This window comes from Micrococcus sp. HMSC31B01, assembly GCF_001816085.1.
Taxonomy (GTDB): domain Bacteria; phylum Actinomycetota; class Actinomycetes; order Actinomycetales; family Micrococcaceae; genus Micrococcus; species Micrococcus luteus.
Genome location: NZ_KV824804.1, coordinates 1 through 2353 on the forward strand (window position 1 = coordinate 1; position 2353 = coordinate 2353).

The following is a 2353-nucleotide window of genomic DNA, read 5'->3' on the forward strand; positions in this document are numbered from 1 at the left end:
CGGACCCCGACGCCCAGGTCCCGGACGGGCCGCGCGCCGCCGCGCTCGCGGCCGAGCTGGCCGCGGGCATCGGCCGCGTGATCCAGGGTGCGGCCCCCGAGCCGGGACTGTGGGAAGTCGACGCCAACCTGCGTCCCGAGGGCAAGGACGGCGCCCTGAGCCGCACCGTGGAGTCCCACGCCGAGTACTACCGCCGCTGGGCCCACGGCTGGGAGTTCCAGGCCCTGCTCAAGGCCCGCCCGATCGCGGGCTCGCCACAGCTCGGCGAGCGCTACATCGCGGAGATCTGGCCCCGGGTGTGGGAGTCCTCCGCGCGCGACGGGTTCGTCGAGTCCGTCCGGGCCATGCGCGCCCGGGTCCTGGACACCCTCGCCCCCGCGGAGCGCGAGCGGGAGATCAAGCTCGGGCCCGGCGGTCTGCGCGACGTCGAGTTCACGGCCCAGCTGCTCCAGCTCGTGCACGGCCGTGCGGACGAGTCGCTGCGGGTGCGCGGCACGCTCGACGCGGTGCGGGCGCTGCACGCCGCCTCCTACGTCACCACGCGAGACGCGCGGGCGTTCGACGAGCACTACCGGTGGCTGCGCACCCTCGAGCACCGCATCCAGCTCGTGCACCTGCGGCGCACCCACCTGATGCCGGTCAAGGAGGAGGCCCGCCGCGTCGTCGCCCGGTCGATGCGCGGCGCCATGGACCGGGGCCCCGCCACCGGCGAGGACCTCCAGGCTGAGTTCACGCGCGTGCGCCGCGCCGTGCGCGGTCTCCACGAGACCGTGTTCTACCGGCCGCTGCTGTCGACGACGGCCGCCCTGTCCGCCGAGGACGTGCGGCTGTCCGCGGAGGCCGTCCGCGACCGCCTGGCGGCGCTGGGCTACCGCGACCCGCAGGGCGCCCTGCGGCACATCGAGGCCCTCACCCAGGGCGTCTCGCGCCGGGCCGCGGTCCAGCGGCAGCTGCTGCCGGCCATGCTCGGCTGGTTCGCGCGGGGCGCCGACCCCGACGGCGGCCTGCTCGCCTTCCGCCGGCTCTCCGAGTCGCTCGGCGGCACGGCCTGGTATCTGCGGATGCTCCGCGACTCCTCGGACGCCGCCCGGCGGCTGTGCCTGGTCCTGTCCGGCTCCCGGTTCGTGGGGGACCTGCTCGAGCACTCGCCCGAGGCCGTGGCCTGGGTGGGCGACGACCGGGAGCTCGACCCCCGGGGCGCGATCCAGCTGTGGCGCCAGGTCGACGCGCGGCTCGACCGCCGCGTGGCCGCGGAGGAGGCCCCCGCGGCCGTGCGCCACGTGCGGCAGGTGCGGCGCAGCGAGACGCTGCGTGTCGCCCTGGCCGACATGTCCGGCCTGCTGGACCTGGAATCCGTCTGCGGCGCGCTCGCGGACATCGACCAGGTGACGGTGGTGGGCGTCCTGCGGGTGGCGTGGCGGGCCGTCGTCGGGGACGCCGAGCCCCTCACCGACGTGCTCGTGGTGGCGATGGGCCGCCAGGGCGGGCGGGAGATCACCTACGGCTCGGACCTGGACGCCCTGTTCGTGCACCGGCCACGCCCCGGCGTCGACGAGGGGCGGGCGCGCGAGCAGGCCGAGGAGGTCGTGCGGACGCTGATGTCCCTGCTGCACCGCCCCGCGACCCCGCCGCTGCCCGGCGAGCGGCCGCTCGAGGTGGACGCCGACCTGCGCCCCGAGGGACGCCAGGGGCCCCTGGTGCGCACCCTGGACTCGTACCGGGAGTACTACGGTCGCTGGGCCGAGGTGTGGGAGCGGCAGGCGCTGCTGCGCGCCCGCCCCCTGGCCGGCGACGACGACCTGGCCACCGACTTCCGCCGCTGGGCCGACGGCGTCCGCTACGCGCAGGACCTCTCGGCCGTCGATGCCCGGGAGATCCGCCGGATCAAGGCCCGCGTGGAGGCCGAGCGGCTGCCCCGCGGGGCGGATCCGGCGCGCCATGTCAAGCTCGGGCGCGGGGGGCTCTCGGACGTCGAGTGGCTCGTGCAGTCAATGCAGCTCAAGCACGCCGGTCAGATCGAGGACCTGCGGGTCACCGGCACGCTGCCGGCCCTGCGGGCGATCGCCCGGCACGGGCTGCTGCCCGAGGCCGAGGTCGCCGTGCTGGAGGAGGCGTGGCTGCTGGCCACCCGGATCCGCGCCGCCCTGCTGCTGTGGACGGGCAAGGTCTCGGACGTGCTGCCCACGAACATGCGCGACCTCGAGGCCGTGGCCCGCCTCAGCGGGGTGGGCACGACCGGCGGGGAGCTCGAGGAGCGCTACCTGCGGGTGACCCGCCTGGCCCGTCAGGTGTTCGAGACCCGGTTCTACGGGCTCTGAACGACGCCGGCCCGCCACCTCGACGGGGTGGCGGG

1 protein-coding gene is annotated in these 2353 nt (G+C 76.2%); it reads left to right on the forward strand.

The window, feature by feature from the left end; genetic code table 11:
• On the forward strand, positions 1–2318 hold a 2318-nt coding region (locus HMPREF3105_RS00180), incomplete at its 5' end, for a bifunctional [glutamine synthetase] adenylyltransferase/[glutamine synthetase]-adenylyl-L-tyrosine phosphorylase (protein ID WP_070708485.1).
• Positions 2319–2353 lie beyond the last annotated feature (35 nt).